Source organism: Desulfogranum marinum (assembly GCF_963675105.2).
Lineage (GTDB): Bacteria > Desulfobacterota > Desulfobulbia > Desulfobulbales > Desulfobulbaceae > Desulfogranum > Desulfogranum marinum.
The window spans coordinates 2,629,535-2,642,042 of record NZ_CAXXRO010000004.1 but is presented as its reverse complement, the minus strand read 5'-3'; the positions used below and the strand labels follow the sequence as shown (position 1 = coordinate 2,642,042).

Here is a 12,508-nt window from a genome sequence, read left to right as displayed (position 1 = left end):
CAATTCCAGAAGAGAGATATGCTGAGATGTATTTAATAATTTTTGGTTTAATATTAGGCCTATTTTCAATTTTTCTCATGAATAATAATTATTCCTCTATCGGCTTTTTACTATTAGCGGTTGGAATTGTACTGATGAATAAAGGATTTAAAATCCAAAAAAAACAAGATTAGCAGTCAGGACAAGAGCATGAATTTTCCCATAACGAGGAGGGAGTAAAATGCATAGAAATAGGGGTCAGACCACTTTAGAACAGGCTCAGGAATAATAGGTGGGGTTGTGGGTGCGACGGTAGGAGGTATTACAGGCTTGGCAATGCCTCAACTTTCCGGAGTCGCAGGTAGTTATGCTGGAGGCGCGTTGGCTGGTGCTGTTTCGGGAATGTATGGAGGTGGCGCGGGTTCTTTTGTAACTTCATTAGCGAATCCCAATAATTCTGCAAATGATATTTTGTATAATACTGGAAAAGGCATGCTTGCTGGAGCAACCTCTGGAGCAGCAGGAGGTCTTTACAAGACAGGAGCACTGTCACTGAGGGTTAACGCTGCTGTAACAGACCTAGGCAGTGGAGCGCTATCTTTTTCTATAGAAAATTGCTTTATACCTGGTAGCCATGAATAAAAAAAACAAATCAAATTGTATTTTTCAACAACCTCATTTTATAGTTTGTATTGTGAACAATTCAATTAAAATCACACTAGCTTTAATATTTATGCTGGTGATAGTTTATTTATTTAACCAAGAAAATATTAGATTTATTGCGATTCCCATATCCTGTACCTTGCTTTGCATATCATGCATAGCACTTGTTTTTATAATGAGAAAATTTGCTCACAAAATTGAAATAAATTTTTCTAGCAAAACTATAAATATATCTATGTTTAGAGCAGACCATGAAGAGATCATCTCGTTTTCTGATTTAAAGGATATAAGAATAGAGAAATTCGGATACATAATTCTTGGGATAAACGGCAACACAGTCTACTACAATGACGCAGGAAATAAAGAGTTAATTTCATGTCTTAATCAAGCTATCATCACCAATACATAGGGCGCATCCCACTTGCGCTTTTGGAATGAAGAAAACGGGGTCAGACCACTATAGAAACAGGTATTTCAATCCCCTTTTTTGGGCCTACCTGGTAGGCTTCGAGTTATGTTAGCGGCGGCGTGAAAGTGTAGAAAAATGGCGTTTTGAAAATGCTTGTTTTCTTCCCCTTTGTTCGTTTCTTATTCCGCCGCCCGGGAGAGACCCCATGGCGACGGTCTACCTTTGTTTTCAGATATCGACCTGTTCTTTCATCCGATAGCTTTTCCCTTCAATAACCACCGTATCCGCGTGATGCAGTAATCTGTCCAGCATGGCTGAAGTCAGTGTCGCGTCATTGTTGAATATTTCCGGCCAGTCCTTGTACGCGCGATTTGAAGTAATCAGTAAAGAACCCTTTTCATAGCGGCCACTAATCACCTGGAAAAGAAGATCAGCTCCCCGTTTATCAATAGGGAGGTATCCCAGCTCATCTAATATAAGCAGGGAAGGCTTGAGGTATTTTTTCAGGCCGTTTTTCAGTTGTCCGGCGTTCTGTGCCGCAGACAAGGTATTGATGACGTCAACGGCAGTGGTAAAAAGTACTGGATACCCCCGCAGGCATGCCTCGTAACCGATAGCTGTCGCCAGGTGTGTTTTCCCCAGACCAACGCCACCGAGCATGATAACGTTGGCTTTGTCGGCAATGAAGTCCAACCTGAACAGATGCTTGACCTGTTGCTGATTTATCTTCTTGGGCCAGTTCCATACAAACTGTTCCAGGGTTTTGATAACAGGAAAACGAGCCATTCGAATTCGGCGCTGGATGGCATTGTCCCAGCGAATGTCGGTTTCTCCCTGGAGAAGGCGTTCAAAATACTCTGCATGCCCCCACCCTTTTGCAGCGGCTGTGGCTGCAAAGTCCGTGTATTGCTCCCCCATGAAACGCAACTTGAGATAATCAATCTGCTCTTCAACCTTTTGCGGTTTGTTCTTCATGATTCCCCCTTTTTGCATAGATAGAAATGTCAGGTTCTTTGAGCTCGATCTCCAACAGATCTTCGGATCTGGTCAGGTGCAGGGCTCCAGGGGGCGCATTGATATGCTTCCTCTGCTCCAGTAGATTGGCAATATACTCACAGGAAAACGCTTGAAACTCGAGTGCATCCTCCAGGACCCTGGCCACCTCTTCTTCACCGTAAATATCACTCAGGCCGACGATCTGCCGGATATGGTGCATAAGGTTCAGTTTTCGTTCACGCAGCCCTTGGTAATATAGTTCTGCTTTGGCGGACAAGGTAAGAAAGCGCTGCATGGCTTTCTGATCTTTTGCTTTCCTTCGCTGTTGCAGCAACGCCTTGGGGTGGTCGGGGTCTTCGAGGTCCTGGTAACGGTCGTAACTCCTGGTGTGCCTGGCAACCAGGGTGTTGTCGTGATAAATACATATCCGGTCGGGATATACCTTCATTGTCAGGCCAACTCCTGCATATTCAGCCGGCACTGAGTAGCGGTTGCTATCCAGAGTGACCCGGAACTGCCTGCTTGCCCGCACCTGCAATACTCTGGCGATGTCATACGGCATGGACGGCAGGGGTAAAAGGCTGGCGAGTTCATCGCGCAGCATCTCCTTTGGCTGTTTTCGCGTCTCACCATGAGTCCGCACATTGGCTATGGTGGCAAGCCAGTTCTCTACAGCCGGATTCATGATCTTGAACTCACCTGGCTCCAGCCCGGCTAAAAAGTTTTTCTTAACGTAGCCAACGGCATTCTCAACAATACCTTTTTCGTTTCCCTTGCCCACTGCGCACGGGACAATATGGAAGCCGTAATGGTTGGCAAAGTTGAGATATTTTGGGTTGAAAACCGGCTCAAAACCAGGTGTTCGGCGCAGTACCGCTGACTTGAGATTGTCCACCATGATTTTGGCTGGTACCCTGCCAAAGTATTCCAGTGCCCGCTGGTGGCAGCCGAGGAAGTGCTCCATGGTCTGGGATACGGTAAACTCCACATACATCATGCGGCTATAGCACAGCACCATGACAAAAAAACTCAGCCGTCTGCGGGTGCTCCCCACAGCGACAGACTTATAGGAACCCCAGTCAACCTGGGCACATTCCCCGGGAGCAAAGGCAAGTTTCAAATAGGCCTTTTCCCGTTTGGCCCTGACCTTGCGCACATAGTCTTTGACAATGGTATAGCCGCCGTCAAAACCCTGCTCACTTATCTGCTGGAAAACCTGCCTGGCGGTATAGGGGTGCCGTTCCAGCATACTGATAATGGAGTCCTTATACGGGTCGAGTTTGCTCGGACGGTTACCGGGAAGACGGAGTTGAAAAGCATCCCGCTCCATCCATTTCCTGACCGTACGGGTATCAAGGTCAATTTTAGCTGCAATCTGGCCAGCCTTCAGCCCTTCTTCACGGTAGTGTTTTATCTGACAAAACTGTTCATAGCTGATCATGGTAACCTCCCCGCCGATAATCCAACGCCAGGACCTGGTAAAGCGGTTTACGAAAGGCGATCAATTGTTGTTCCATCAGCGCATTGCGTGCTGAGGCCAACCCGCTGCCATCCATGCCAAGGCGTTGCTGCAGAGTTTGGTCGCTGTAGTAGCTTACACCCTGAGCATCACTGACCGTGACCAGAAACAGGTACAGACAGGCTGCCGAGTGGCTGATATGGTCGATGTAGCGTTCACGTACAAGGCGATGGTCCACCCAGCTGAACTGATCAGGTACCTGGCGGACCATGTGCGGAACAAGGGGGTGTTTCTTGATGGTCATACTGTCCTCCGTTGTTGGGGTGAGGTGAGAAGAGAATATCCTGCCCCAATTGTCGCAGACGATGCCCGGTCATGACGATGTCATCTTGTAACGATGAACCAGTTAACTGTGCCAATAAGCACACAAATACGGCATGATGCGACTCGAAGAGATCTTGTAACGCACTATCACCTAATTGTACTGCATCACATTGTTCTTTGGTCGTTACTGGAGTTGAGTCTTCTTGTAACGCTTTTTGTTTTTTCCAATAACCTGGGTTGCACTCTCTCCATTGCTGTACGCGTTTTGTATTCTCAGGGCCCTTGAAGTAGTCGGCATTCTCTTCCTTGCCCAACCACTTCCTTTGGCTGGCTGCCTTGCTTGCCTTGCGGCATCCCTGTTTTGAACAGTATTTCTGCTTCCCGACGTTCCTGTGGTCCGGGAGAAAAAATCCCAGCAATGTAGACACTTACGCTTTCTTGGTTTTGACATACACCTGGTTCCTCCTCAGATATATGCTCTCAGCTAAGGAGTAAAAACAGAAAAGAAAAAAGAAGAAAAAGGAGGGGGGGAAGAAAAGATTTTTAAAAAAAGGGTAGGAAAGAAAAGGAAGAAGATGGGGGCATTATCAAACCGCCCGGGAGGCTACACTTTCAGAACGCCCCTGACAAGTTACCCGCCTTCCAAGCTTGGATGCGATCTCATCTGCAAATCGATCGTTACCGAGTACAAAATTACCGTTTGTGACTTTACGTATTTCATCAATTACCCCTGGCTCCAACTGATACCGGAACAGTTCTTTATAAGCATGCTGCCTATGGGTTGCTGTTTTGCCAAAGAATTAGGGGACAGACCACGTTTAACGGTTTTAAAAACAACCGTTAAACGTGGTCTGTCCCCTAATTCTCTAATTCTAGCGTGGAGCGGCACTCCGGCCATTACTATTCGGGGGCGTCTGGGCATGATAGTCGCTCAATCTCTTGGTTAATAAAAAATTATTTCTTACCCATATTGCTTTAGCGTGATCTCCCCACGAACAAAAAGCGATACAGGTATAAAAATGGTATATTTAATATTCACAAAAGTTCTTGTTTGATATATATTATCCTTATGAAATTTGAATTTGACCCCTATAAAAGTGAGTCCAACAAGGAAAAACACGGGATCGACTTCTTAGAGGCTCAAGCCCTTTGGAATGATCCTGATTTACTTGAGATTCCCGCTAAAAATGTGGATGACGAAAATAGATATCTTTTCATAGGTAAGATTGGGAGAAAACACTGGTCGGCAGTAATAACCTATCGAAATGAGACTGTTAGAATAATTTCAGTAAGACGTTCAAGAAGCAAGGAGGTCTATTATTATGAAAGCTAAAAAATTTGACGAAAAATTTGAATCTGGCGAGGATTTGACCAACGACCTAGATTTTTCAAAAGCTAGAAGAGTAAACCAAGAGCCTAAGAGAGTAAACATCGATTTTCCTACCTGGGTAGTAGAAGACCTTGATAAACATTCAAAACGGCTTGGTATAAGTCGTCAAGCTCTAGTAAAAGTTTGGATAGCTGAGAAACTTAAAGAAGCTGTATAAGTTTAGTAATTGTTAAATGAGGTCAGACCACTTTATAAACAGGTATTTCAATCCCCTTTTCGTGGTCTTCCAGGCAGGCTTCTAGTTACCCGCCTTCCGAGCTTGGATGCGATCTCATCTGCAAATCGATCGTTACCGAGTACAAAATTACCGTTTGTGGCTTTACGTATTTCATCAATTACCCCTGGCTCCAACTGATACCGGAACAATTCTTTATAAGCATGCTGCCTATCGGTTGCTATTTTGCCAAGTGCCATATACTGAGGATGAGGTGTTAATAATTCCATGGTTTCCCCATCAGCATTAGCACGGTAACTCGACCATCGATACTCCCCAGGATGTTCTACCATGTCGGCACGAACAGGATTGAGCTCAATGTATCTTTGGCAGGTAAGCAAATAGTTATCTTCTTGAGCAATACATGACCGAAACCGCCCTTCCCACAGTGTCCCTGTTCTTTTATATGTGCGATTGACATACTGAACATACCGCTGCCCTAGTTTTTTCATCAGCAGGGCAGCGCTCTCTTTTTTCTTCGGGGTCAATAAAAGGTGGACATGGTTTGTCATTAAAACAAAGGCATGTATTTCGCATCCAGCCAAAATAGCATACTCCTGCAGCCATTCCAGATAAAATGAATAATCTTCATCTGCATAAAAGATGGCCTGTCGATTGTTACCTCGCTGGATGATATGGAGCGGCACTCCGGCCATTACTATTCGGGGGCGTCTGGGCATGATAGTCGCTCAATTTCTTGGTTAAAGGATTAAATTGTCTTGACCATACCACATTAAACGTGGTCTGTCCCTTATCACCCACATGTACATACAATGTAACCACATTCAAAAGGGAGTTAATTATGAAAGCTGCGATTATAAAAATTGTTAATTCTCGGGGAGTTAGAATACCAAAACCTATTCTTGACCAATGTGGTTTTGGCGCGGAAGTTGAGCTGGAAATACACAATCAAGAATTGATAATCAGAAGTCCTAAACATCCAAGAAAAAACTGGGCAAAATCATTTCAGGAAATGGCACAAAATGGAGAAGATACCCTTATAGATCCAATTGAAACTGAGTGGGACAATAAGGAGTGGGAATGGTAGTAAACAGATTTGATGTTTATCTCATTAACCTGGACCCTACACTTGGGCATGAAATAAAAATAACTCGTCCCTGTCTCGTTATTTCCCCTGATGAAATGAATCATCATATTTCCACAGTTATAGTTGCTCCCATGACAACAAAGGGCAGAAAATATCCAAAGTAGGATTACTTGTTCATTTCAAGGAAAAAAAGGTCAAATAATACTGGATCAAATACGAACAGTAGATAAAAAAAGGCTTGTTAAGAAACTTGGTACGATAAACAAAAATACTCAAGAAAAAACACTTCAAACACTGAAAGAAATGTTTGCCGTTTGAAATTAAATTAGGGGACAGACCACGTTTAACGGTTTTTTTAAAACCGTTAAACGTGGTCTGTCCCCTAATTTCTCTCTTATTTCCTTCTACGTCGCGCTATTCCCGCAAGACTAGCAAGTCCCGTACCAAAAAGAAGCATGGTTGTCGGTTCTGGAATGGGTGCCGTAATAGCAAATGTACCATCTGTGTCTGAATCATATAATCCAATTGCTTTTCCTGACTCACCAAAGAAAATCTTAGTCTCTTCATGTGAAAAACTAATGGGATGATCCTTACTTGTTTGTAAATCAAAAGCAATATAAGAAGGGGTCATATTTTGCGTAACAGCGATACTGAACCCATCATACCATCTACTGCCACTCGAACCTGCCCAAGCTCTAAAATCAATTGCGTTACCGAATTGACTAAGGTCGTCTTGGTTTGTACCAGTACCAGATTCAAAACGAATTTTGCTAGCAGGAGTACTTGTGAGTCCTAGCAGGCTGACTTCCCCTTTAAACCGGGTGTCACCATTGACTTGATCACCTGTCCACAAAATGGTCATTTCTGATCTTGTGCTATTAGTCCAGATATAAAAGCCGTCTGCGTCAGTGTCTGTAGCATCAAAAGGTAATTGAGCGATGTTAAATGGATCTATATTCGCTACCGTGTCGGGGTTTAACAGTTCAAACTCGTCGAATCCTGTATACCCGGGAAGTGCCAGTGCACTGCCTGCGGTGATACTACAAATAAAGAAACCAATAATAGTTGATTTTAGCATTCTTTTTTTCATTTTTTATCTCCAAGGGTTTTGGCTAGCATATTATGAATCCTAACCTAGTTAAACAATCCCCTAAGTACTGCTATTATTACATTTTCATCTATCGTGCCAAATAAAAAATGCTCTCTAACCTGTAATTTCTTTCTCAAATTACCACCCCACATAAGTACCACAATGTAGGCCACTTAAGTGCCACAAAGTGGATTTCGCAATGGGAAAAAAATCTGTCTCTGCCCACTCAAAGGCGTTGCTAGTGTTATCCATCTGCGCCTCCCAGTTCTTCCGAAATTCCGAAAAAGAGGATTTATTTGCGGAATTGTGTTAGTTTTAAGGGACGATTATGGAAGGCGGGTAAAGAGGAAAGGGTAATTTTCTCTTTCTTTGCAACTTAAGACACAGAAAAAGAGTCATTACTGTAGGGCTATCAGGGGTTTCCAACGGTAAGGTAAGGCGAGGCATTTGGTTCAAATTATGATGCCAGTACTTCAGAGGGAAGAATCACAATGGTCTGGCTTTTGACCAATCTGGGTATAGTGTTGAGTATTCCAAGGCAATCCGGCCACTGATTCCAGAGGATTCCGCCCGTCGTTTTAGGGAGGGTAGCGACGCATAGAAACAGATGGTAGCGGAAATCTTTTTGAACGACTACTTCAAGGAGATTTCCATGCCCAAAAAGAGATTATCTATGCGAAAGATACGAGAGATATTGCGTCTCAAATACGGTTGTAATTGTAGCAATCGTGAAATCAGTCGAAGTTGCGGTATAGGCAGGGCGACAGTCGATGATTACTTAAACCGTGCAAAGGCAGCAGGGTTTAGACTGGCCCCTATTTTCATGTAGTTATTGTTTTTAGGAGGTAGATGAACATATTCCTACATGGTTCGGTAGAAGTGGTTGCTTAATTTCTTACTTGTAAAGGATGACCAGCTGAGAAAGGTAGCGCCCTTACTTGAACGGGTTCCCGATTGGTGCAGTTTTTTGAAATTGCCCTCGTCTGATGAAGTTGACCTGCTCCATCTCCATGAACGAACCGGTCGCCCTTTAGGGAAAGGAGATTTTATAGATGAACCAGAGGTTGAACCTGGGCGGAGGTTAAGACCGCAAAAACCAGGCCCTCAAAAGAAGGTCAAAGGATAGGTATACTGTCCCAGGAACTTGAACCGGTCAAAGGGTAAAAACGTGCTTTTTCCTGCTTAGTCATGCTTAACCGTCTTTTCCAGTAACCAAGAAATTACGAAATTAGGGGACACGAAATTAGGGGACAGACCACGTTTTTATTGCACGTAACGGCTACCTTTTTCGAAAACAACTAAAAAAACGTGGTCTGTCCCCTAATTCTACGTTGGTAATCACAATAAAAAACCCGCTGGGCAAATCCAGCGGGTTGAAAACTATATAGTTACTTAACAACAAATAGTACTAAGTTAACTTCTTTTACGCCGAGCAATCCCTGCAAGACCTACTAATCCTGTGCCAAACAAGAGCATGGTTGTTGGCTCTGGAACAGGTGCTATATCATGTGCTTTTAATTCAACGTCTACGGAAATAGAAACTCCATTATTCAAAGTGAATCTATATGTATCAGAGGTTCCAGTGGGATTATAATCAAAGTAATCCGTACCTCCATTAAGTCTTTCATCAACATAATAATCCTGCCCACCAACAGTCAAGAAAAAACCAAAAGGATCACCTGGGTCAGCAACTTCTCCCCCTCCTAAATCATCCGTAACGGTATTAAGAAGAGAATTAAAAGTGAAACCTCCATAATATGACACTACTGTAGTTCCTATCACTTGGTCAGGGTTTAATGTAGCATAAAGGAAAGAATTCACGTCTGCGGCATCGTCAGCAGTGGCAATATCATCAACCCAATATATGCCAAGATCAAAATTGCTTAAGTCGATAGGGTTGGTCAAAGCTCCATTGTCTAAGACCTCTATAGCAACACTCGCATGTATATTGTTAAAATAATCAGTCATGTCGGCATTTGCAGCTCCCACTAACAATCCTACACTTAAAACTGAAAACAACGCGCTTTTTCCTAAAATTTTTCTCATTGCATTCTCCAATTTTTACTAAACAGTTTATCCCACTAAAAATTCAATAAACTTTTCATGCAACAATGACGCCAGACTGCAATTTTTAATTTTTACCGAACACGGGACAGACCGCATTTCAACCACAGAAACCTAACGAACAGTAAAATAATACAAAAATTGATAGAAAAAGCGATTCTCCCATCCATAACATCCAGCTAAACCTAAAGCCACATAAGCCCCCCATACCAGACCCAAAGCGCCCCCCTCACAATCTCCGAGATTCCAAAAATCCGAAAAACAGTTTTTTAATCCGGAAGTACACCCCTAAAAAAAGCCACACCTACCCTTCAATTACCTCTCAAAAAGCAGCTTTACCTTTTTAGAACTGATTAAAACCCTACAAATAGCAATTATACGAACTTAAAAAATGTGCAGTAAACAGGAGGACATGAGAACAACATGGCAAACCACTTTAAAACAAAGCGTTCCAGCTCACTCCTTAACACCCTTCCAAATTTCCGAAAAACCGATTTTTATTCCGAGCCGCTTTCCTGTCCCTGACCTTATGGCGTTTCATCAGATGGACCCTCAACCGATCTTCCGTACTACTAGGGGACACTAGGGGACAGATCACGTTTTCATTACCTAGACATGGGCAACAACAAATAAACACAAAAACAGATAGATAGAAACTTCAGGATAAAACATTCTCAATGCCGTTCCAAGACCTACCAAGTCTCTTCTTGGAAGCCACATCAGCTATCTATCCCCCACTCCCAAAACCAAACTACAAACGCCCCCGACTCACCTCCGGAATTCCGAAAAATAGGGGACAGACCACGTTTAATTGTTATCTTTTCAACAATTAACCGAGGTCTGTCCCCTATTTTTTGTGGGATAATAAAAAGTATAAAATCACAGGCAGAAAAAAATCAAAACAGCGTGCATCAGGATAAGGTATGCTAATTTCCTTTTCGGGATCCTCCAGAACAACTCAAAAACACCATCCAAAATCTTCCGAATTTCCGAAAAAATGAATTTTAATCCGGAATTTTCCTTAAAAAATCATAACCTTTTCAAAGACTTTGAAAAGTAACGTTTCCTTTATCCTGCTGCTCAAGGAACTCCTGGTACAAACTACATGAGGCGAAAAAACGGGAGGTACAATAGGTAGCTAAGTGCTCGGGGGAGGGAAGATACAGACCATCCTGGACGACAGAACAACTCTTGGTGGTAACGGTCCAGTACTGACAGGAGATCGCTTCACCAGGGCAAGACTCACCATCAGGTGAAATAACAGGTTGTTTGGCCTTTACTTTTTGCATAGCTTAAGACTAGCAAAAAACATTCCAATCAATCGAATAAAGAGCTTTTTTCGGTGATCTGAAAACCGGAAAAACCTACAACCCCTTCTTGATCGACTTAGCAGAGATATTATACCGCTTCATCTTATCATACAGCGCAGTCTTGCCGACCTGGAGTTTATCGGCAGCGATGGCGACATTGCCATTGAACTTACGCAATGCCTGGGTGATGATCTCACCTTCGAATTCGGAGAGAATGATTTTGAGAGACTCTTCTCCCAATTTATTCTGGATATTGATGTTGCCGTTTTCTTTTTGCTGCTCGCCGAGGTTTTGATCAAAAAAGAGGTCTTTTTCAGTGATCATTTTGCCTTTAGTCATCAGCACCGCGCGCTGAATCAAGTTTTCCAATTCGCGAACATTGCCCGGCCAGTCATGGAGCAGCAAACGATTAATAATCGATTTGGGCACAAAATCGATATCCTTTTTAAACGCTACCCGGTAGTGGTTGACAAAGTGGGAGACGAGTTCAACAATATCTTCTTTACGGTCCCGCAAGGGGGGCATATCGATATTGATGATATTGAGTCTGTAGTAGAGATCAAGCCGGAATTCTTTTTCTTTGACGGCTTTAGCAAGCTCCACATTAGTGGCGGCAATAACCCGTACATCCACTTTGACCGGTTCTGTTCCGCCAACCCGGACAATTTCACCATTCTGCAGTACTCGCAGCAAGGAGGCCTGCATCCGCGGGCTGATATCCCCTATCTCATCAAGAAAAATGGACCCACCATTGACGACTTCAAATTTACCTATTTTTCTGGCATTTGCGCCTGTAAAGGCACCTTTTTCATAGCCAAACAGGTCAGATTCGAGGATGGAATCATTGATCGCATTACAGTTAATTTTGAGAAAGGGTTTGTCGTCTCGTCCGCTGGTCGCTTTAATCAGGTTGGCGACCAGCTCCTTGCCTGTCCCGGATTCACCGGTGATAAGAATGGTGGCATCTGAACCGGCGACTTGATGAATCATCTCTCGAAGTTCACGCATCTTACGGCTGGAGCCTATCATCTTATCGGCCTTGTGCCGATGTCCCAGCTGGCTCTTCAGGCTGTTTACCTGACGAGACAACCGCTGCCGCATCTCCTCGCTTTCCTGCAGTTCGGTAATTTTCTGCTGGAGGATATCTTCGATATTGGTATTAAAAAGCCGTAACTCTTCTTCCCTGGCCTTTCGCCTGGAGATATCCCGCATCACAAACATGGTCAGTCGTTCGCCGGTATAACCGGCAAACGGAACAGAAGAATATTCTACAGGGATATCACCGATCACGGCTTCCTGGGCAACAGTCTGGGGTCGGCCGGCCTCAATGGCCTGTTTTCTTTGAAACCCCACGCCAATCCGGCATAAATCGTCAACAACCTTGGGTGAACACTTCTTGCCGAAATGTTTTTGCGCACTCGGGTTCATGTATTCAACAGAGTGGTGTTCGCTTAGCAGCAAAACCATTTCCGGCATGGCGTCAAGCAGGGAACGCCAGTTTGTGGAGAGGCGATTTACCTCATCTTGGATACTTGTGGATTTCAGGATTGAATTGGTCAAGG

The 12,508-nt window shown here is 43.7% G+C and carries 17 protein-coding genes and 1 pseudogene; 9 read left to right on the top strand and 9 right to left on the bottom strand.

Features of this window, described 5'->3' with window-relative positions; translation table 11 throughout:
- The first annotated feature begins 2 nt into the window (after window positions 1-2).
- The 3 genes from ACHZCY_RS20280 to ACHZCY_RS20270 all read left to right on the top strand — a co-directional run bounded on the left by ACHZCY_RS20280 (window position 3) and on the right by ACHZCY_RS20270 (window position 1,051).
- The gene (locus ACHZCY_RS20280; protein ID WP_394713455.1) at window positions 3-173 is read left to right on the top strand and encodes a DUF373 family protein; all 171 of its coding nucleotides are present in this window, start codon (window positions 3-5) and stop codon (window positions 171-173) included.
- Between the two features lie 106 nt (window positions 174-279).
- Window positions 280-621, top strand: a complete 342-nt coding sequence (locus tag ACHZCY_RS20275) for a hypothetical protein (protein WP_319550176.1) — start codon at window positions 280-282, stop codon at window positions 619-621.
- Window positions 614-1,051 (top strand): hypothetical protein, encoded by a 438-nt coding sequence (locus ACHZCY_RS20270; protein ID WP_319550175.1) that lies wholly within the window; start codon window positions 614-616, stop codon window positions 1,049-1,051. The genes ACHZCY_RS20275 and ACHZCY_RS20270 overlap by 8 nt, the downstream gene beginning before the upstream one ends.
- A gap of 228 nt (window positions 1,052-1,279) precedes the next feature.
- Here the strand turns inward: ACHZCY_RS20270 and istB are convergent, their stop codons facing one another.
- Genes istB through ACHZCY_RS20250 form a run of 4 tightly spaced genes read right to left on the bottom strand, consistent with a single transcriptional unit; the run spans window position 1,280 to window position 4,258 of the window.
- Entirely contained in the window at window positions 1,280-2,026 is a 747-nt protein-coding gene (gene istB, locus ACHZCY_RS20265; RefSeq protein WP_319550174.1) for an IS21-like element helper ATPase IstB, read from the bottom strand.
- Entirely contained in the window at window positions 2,001-3,488 is a 1,488-nt protein-coding gene (gene istA, locus ACHZCY_RS20260) for an IS21 family transposase (protein WP_319550173.1), read from the bottom strand. Before istA ends, istB begins: the two co-directional genes overlap by 26 nt.
- Window positions 3,475-3,810, bottom strand: coding sequence for a hypothetical protein (locus ACHZCY_RS20255; protein ID WP_319550172.1), 336 nt, complete (start codon window positions 3,808-3,810; stop codon window positions 3,475-3,477). Before ACHZCY_RS20255 ends, istA begins: the two co-directional genes overlap by 14 nt.
- Window positions 3,758-4,258 (bottom strand): hypothetical protein, encoded by a 501-nt coding sequence (locus ACHZCY_RS20250; protein WP_394713422.1) that lies wholly within the window; start codon window positions 4,256-4,258, stop codon window positions 3,758-3,760. Before ACHZCY_RS20250 ends, ACHZCY_RS20255 begins: the two co-directional genes overlap by 53 nt.
- Window positions 4,259-4,405: 147 nt before the next feature.
- On the opposite strand from ACHZCY_RS20250, the gene ACHZCY_RS20245 reads away from it, so the two are divergent.
- The 3 genes from ACHZCY_RS20245 to brnA all read left to right on the top strand — a co-directional run bounded on the left by ACHZCY_RS20245 (window position 4,406) and on the right by brnA (window position 5,377).
- Entirely contained in the window at window positions 4,406-4,777 is a 372-nt protein-coding gene (locus ACHZCY_RS20245; RefSeq protein WP_319550171.1) for a hypothetical protein, read from the top strand.
- A gap of 122 nt (window positions 4,778-4,899) precedes the next feature.
- Window positions 4,900-5,163, top strand: coding sequence for a BrnT family toxin (locus ACHZCY_RS20240; protein ID WP_319550170.1), 264 nt, complete (start codon window positions 4,900-4,902; stop codon window positions 5,161-5,163).
- The gene (brnA, locus tag ACHZCY_RS20235) at window positions 5,153-5,377 is read left to right on the top strand and encodes a type II toxin-antitoxin system BrnA family antitoxin (protein WP_205222477.1); all 225 of its coding nucleotides are present in this window, start codon (window positions 5,153-5,155) and stop codon (window positions 5,375-5,377) included. The genes ACHZCY_RS20240 and brnA overlap by 11 nt, the downstream gene beginning before the upstream one ends.
- Window positions 5,378-5,424: 47 nt before the next feature.
- Here the strand turns inward: brnA and ACHZCY_RS20230 are convergent, their stop codons facing one another.
- Window positions 5,425-6,114, bottom strand: coding sequence for a transposase (locus ACHZCY_RS20230; RefSeq protein ID WP_319550169.1), 690 nt, complete (start codon window positions 6,112-6,114; stop codon window positions 5,425-5,427).
- Between the two features lie 122 nt (window positions 6,115-6,236).
- On the opposite strand from ACHZCY_RS20230, the gene ACHZCY_RS20225 reads away from it, so the two are divergent.
- Window positions 6,237-6,482, top strand: a complete 246-nt coding sequence (locus ACHZCY_RS20225) for an AbrB/MazE/SpoVT family DNA-binding domain-containing protein (protein ID WP_319550168.1) — start codon at window positions 6,237-6,239, stop codon at window positions 6,480-6,482.
- Window positions 6,476-6,800 (top strand): annotated as a pseudogene (locus ACHZCY_RS20220) (type II toxin-antitoxin system PemK/MazF family toxin). The gene ACHZCY_RS20225 and the pseudogene ACHZCY_RS20220 overlap by 7 nt, the downstream one beginning before the upstream one ends.
- A 76-nt stretch (window positions 6,801-6,876) precedes the next feature.
- Here the strand turns inward: ACHZCY_RS20220 and ACHZCY_RS20215 are convergent.
- Window positions 6,877-7,572: a PEP-CTERM sorting domain-containing protein gene (locus tag ACHZCY_RS20215; protein ID WP_319550166.1), complete on the bottom strand. Its 696-nt coding sequence runs from the start codon at window positions 7,570-7,572 to the stop codon at window positions 6,877-6,879.
- 673 nt (window positions 7,573-8,245) lie between these two features.
- On the opposite strand from ACHZCY_RS20215, the gene ACHZCY_RS20210 reads away from it, so the two are divergent.
- Entirely contained in the window at window positions 8,246-8,401 is a 156-nt protein-coding gene (locus tag ACHZCY_RS20210) for a sigma factor-like helix-turn-helix DNA-binding protein (protein WP_394713421.1), read from the top strand.
- Between the two features lie 584 nt (window positions 8,402-8,985).
- On the opposite strand, the gene ACHZCY_RS20205 is transcribed toward ACHZCY_RS20210, so the two are convergent.
- The 3 genes from ACHZCY_RS20205 to ACHZCY_RS20195 all read right to left on the bottom strand — a co-directional run bounded on the left by ACHZCY_RS20205 (window position 8,986) and on the right by ACHZCY_RS20195 (window position 12,506).
- Window positions 8,986-9,618, bottom strand: coding sequence for a PEP-CTERM sorting domain-containing protein (locus ACHZCY_RS20205; protein ID WP_319550165.1), 633 nt, complete (start codon window positions 9,616-9,618; stop codon window positions 8,986-8,988).
- Window positions 9,619-10,676: 1,058 nt separating this feature from the next.
- Window positions 10,677-10,925, bottom strand: coding sequence for a hypothetical protein (locus tag ACHZCY_RS20200; RefSeq protein ID WP_319550164.1), 249 nt, complete (start codon window positions 10,923-10,925; stop codon window positions 10,677-10,679).
- Window positions 10,926-11,000: 75 nt separating this feature from the next.
- Window positions 11,001-12,506, bottom strand: a complete 1,506-nt coding sequence (locus tag ACHZCY_RS20195; RefSeq protein ID WP_319550163.1) for a sigma-54 interaction domain-containing protein — start codon at window positions 12,504-12,506, stop codon at window positions 11,001-11,003.
- Window positions 12,507-12,508: the final 2 nt, after the last annotated feature.

Excerpts from the sequence above, each read along its gene's own strand:
- ACHZCY_RS20230 (WP_319550169.1), bottom strand. The coding sequence starts at position 6,114 with ATGCCCAGACGCCCCCGAATAGTAATGGCCGGAGTGCCGCTCCATATC.
- ACHZCY_RS20270 (WP_319550175.1), top strand. The coding sequence starts at position 614 with ATGAATAAAAAAAACAAATCAAATTGTATTTTTCAACAACCTCATTTT.
- ACHZCY_RS20210 (WP_394713421.1), top strand. The coding sequence starts at position 8,246 with ATGCGAAAGATACGAGAGATATTGCGTCTCAAATACGGTTGTAATTGT.
- ACHZCY_RS20245 (WP_319550171.1), top strand. The coding sequence starts at position 4,406 with ATGGGGGCATTATCAAACCGCCCGGGAGGCTACACTTTCAGAACGCCC.
- istB (WP_319550174.1), bottom strand. The coding sequence starts at position 2,026 with ATGAAGAACAAACCGCAAAAGGTTGAAGAGCAGATTGATTATCTCAAG.
- brnA (WP_205222477.1), top strand. The coding sequence starts at position 5,153 with ATGAAAGCTAAAAAATTTGACGAAAAATTTGAATCTGGCGAGGATTTG.
- ACHZCY_RS20240 (WP_319550170.1), top strand. The coding sequence starts at position 4,900 with ATGAAATTTGAATTTGACCCCTATAAAAGTGAGTCCAACAAGGAAAAA.
- ACHZCY_RS20205 (WP_319550165.1), bottom strand. The coding sequence starts at position 9,618 with ATGAGAAAAATTTTAGGAAAAAGCGCGTTGTTTTCAGTTTTAAGTGTA.
- ACHZCY_RS20215 (WP_319550166.1), bottom strand. The coding sequence starts at position 7,572 with ATGAAAAAAAGAATGCTAAAATCAACTATTATTGGTTTCTTTATTTGT.
- ACHZCY_RS20225 (WP_319550168.1), top strand. The coding sequence starts at position 6,237 with ATGAAAGCTGCGATTATAAAAATTGTTAATTCTCGGGGAGTTAGAATA.
- ACHZCY_RS20255 (WP_319550172.1), bottom strand. The coding sequence starts at position 3,810 with ATGACCATCAAGAAACACCCCCTTGTTCCGCACATGGTCCGCCAGGTA.
- istA (WP_319550173.1), bottom strand. The coding sequence starts at position 3,488 with ATGATCAGCTATGAACAGTTTTGTCAGATAAAACACTACCGTGAAGAA.
- ACHZCY_RS20200 (WP_319550164.1), bottom strand. The coding sequence starts at position 10,925 with ATGCAAAAAGTAAAGGCCAAACAACCTGTTATTTCACCTGATGGTGAG.